3 protein-coding genes are annotated in these 2446 nt (G+C 64.5%); all 3 read left to right on the forward strand.

All coding sequences use genetic code 11. The features are described from left to right. Window positions 1-64 precede the first annotated feature (64 nt). Window positions 65-799, forward strand: coding sequence for an NADH-quinone oxidoreductase subunit J (locus tag MSZK_RS01025; protein WP_099243939.1), 735 nt, complete (start codon window positions 65-67; stop codon window positions 797-799). Continuing rightward, entirely contained in the window at window positions 796-1095 is a 300-nt protein-coding gene (gene nuoK, locus MSZK_RS01030) for an NADH-quinone oxidoreductase subunit NuoK (protein ID WP_099243941.1), read from the forward strand. The genes MSZK_RS01025 and nuoK overlap by 4 nt, the downstream gene beginning before the upstream one ends. 1 nt (window position 1096) lies before the next feature. Further along, on the forward strand, window positions 1097-2446 hold a 1350-nt coding region (nuoL, locus tag MSZK_RS01035; protein ID WP_099243943.1), incomplete at its 3' end, for an NADH-quinone oxidoreductase subunit L.

A 2446-nucleotide genomic window follows, 5' to 3' on the forward strand; every position in this document is an offset into this window, starting at 1 on the left:
CCATGGCACCCGGCACCACCGACGACGACTACTACCTGGGACGCGTTGGTAATCAGGAGGTTCGGTGACGATCACACTGCTCGCAGCTGAAACCTTCACCCGCACATCCACACCGGAAGCGGTGGCGTTCTGGATCCTCGCAGTGATCGCGATCGTCGGGGCGGTGGGCGTGGTGGCCGCACCCAAGGCGGTGTACTCGGCCATCTTCCTGGCCTCGACAATGATCGCACTGGCGATGCTGTACGTCGCGCAGGATGCGTTGTTCCTGGGCGTGGTGCAGGTGGTGGTCTACACCGGTGCGGTGATGATGCTGTTCCTGTTCGTGTTGATGCTGATCGGTGTCGATTCCTCGGAGTCGCTGGTGGAAACCATTCGCGGGCAACGGGTTGCGGCCTCGGTGGCCGGCCTGGGTTTCGGGATCCTGCTGATCGCCGGGATCGGCAGTGTGTCCACGACCGGGTTCACCGGGCTGGCCGAAGCCAACAAGGGCGGCAATGTGCAGGGGTTGGCGACGCTGATCTTCACCCGCGACCTGTGGGCGTTCGAGTTGACCAGTGCCCTGTTGATCACCGCCGCACTCGGCGCGATGGTACTGGCCCACCGGGAACGCTTCGAACGGCGAAAGACCCAGCGCGAACTAGTGATCGAACGCTTCCAGACCGGCGCACGAGCCACCCCGCTACCCAACCCCGGCGTCTACGCCCGCCACAACGCCGTCAACACCGCAGCCCGACTACCCGACGGCACCGAGGACGAATCGTCGGTCAGCGTCATCCTTCGCAGAAACGGTGAGCGATGAGTCCGGACAATTATCTGTATTTGTCGGCGTTGTTGTTCACGATTGGTGCGGCGGGGGTGTTGGTGCGGCGCAACGCGATCGTGATGTTCATGTGTGTGGAGTTGATGCTCAACGCCTGCAATCTCGCATTCGTCACGTTCTCACGGATGCACGGCCACCTCGACGGACAGGTGGTGGCGTTCTTCACGATGGTGGTGGCCGCCTGCGAAGTGGTGGTCGGGCTGGCCATCATCATGACGATCTTCCGCACCCGACGCAGCGCCAACGTCGACGACGCCCACCTGCTACGGCACTGACATGACGACACTGGTGTGGTTGACCATCGCCCTGCCGTTGGCCGGGGCGATCATCCTGCTGCTGGGCGGACGCCGGACGAACGCGTGGGGCCATCTGCTGGCCTGCGCGACCGTGATCGGCTCCTTCGCCTGCGCCGCAGTGTTGTTCACCCACCTCCTCGGGTTGTCGGGCGACGACCGGGTGGTGCACGAGGTGCTGTTCTCCTGGGTCCCCGTCGGCGTCCTGCACGTCGACTTCGGCCTGCAGCTCGACGCGCTGTCGATCTGTTTCGTGCTGCTCATCACCGGCGTCGGCGCCCTGATCCACGTGTATTCGATCGGCTACATGAAAGAGGACGCCGGTCGTCGTAGATTTTTCGCCTACTTGAACCTGTTCGTCGCCGCCATGCTGCTGCTGGTGCTCGCTGACAACTACCTCGGCCTCTACCTGGGCTGGGAAGGCGTGGGTCTGGCCTCCTACCTACTCATCGGGTTCTGGTCCCACAAACCCTCAGCCGCGACCGCGGCCAAGAAAGCGTTCATCGTCAACCGGGTCGGCGACATGGGATTGGCCATCGCCCTGATGGTGCTGTTCGCCACGCTGGGCTCGGTCACCTACAGCACCGTGTTCGCCGCGGTGCCGCAGATGACATCGGGTGTCCCGACCGCGATCGGGTTGCTGCTGCTGCTCGGCGCGTGCGGCAAAAGCGCCCAAGTCCCGTTGCAGTCCTGGCTCGGCGACGCCATGGAAGGCCCCACCCCCGTCAGTGCGTTGATTCACGCCGCCACCATGGTCACCGCCGGCGTCTACCTGATCGTGCGCTCCGGCCCGATCTTCAACCACAGCCCCGCCGCACAGACCGCCGTCGTCACCGTCGGTGCGATCACCCTGCTGTTCGGGGCGATCATCGGCTGCGCCAAAGACGACATCAAAAAAGCCCTCGCCGCCTCCACCATGTCCCAGATCGGCTACATGATCCTCGCCGCCGGACTCGGCCCCGCCGGCTACGCCGTGGCCATCCTGCACCTACTCACCCACGGCTTCTTCAAAGCCGGCCTGTTCCTGGGCGCCGGCTCGGTCATGCACGCCATGAACGACACCACCGACATGCGCCGCTACGGCGGCCTACGCACCCTGCTACCGATCACGTTCGTCACCTTCGGACTCGGCTACCTCGCCATCATCGGGGTGCCCCCGTTCGCCGGCTACTTCTCCAAAGACGCCATCATCGAAACCGCCCTCAACACCGGCGGACCAAAAGGATTCCTCCTCGGCGGCGCCGCCCTACTCGGCGCCGGGATCACCGCCTTCTACATGACCCGCGTCATGCTCCTGACCTTCTTCGGCCACCAACGCTGGACACCCGACACC

This window comes from Mycobacterium sp. shizuoka-1 (assembly GCF_002723835.1).
In the GTDB taxonomy this organism is placed as follows: domain Bacteria; phylum Actinomycetota; class Actinomycetes; order Mycobacteriales; family Mycobacteriaceae; genus Mycobacterium.

Coding starts and splice junctions, on each gene's coding strand:
- nuoK (WP_099243941.1), top strand. CDS start 796: ATGAGTCCGGACAATTATCTGTATTTGTCGGCGTTGTTGTTCACGATT.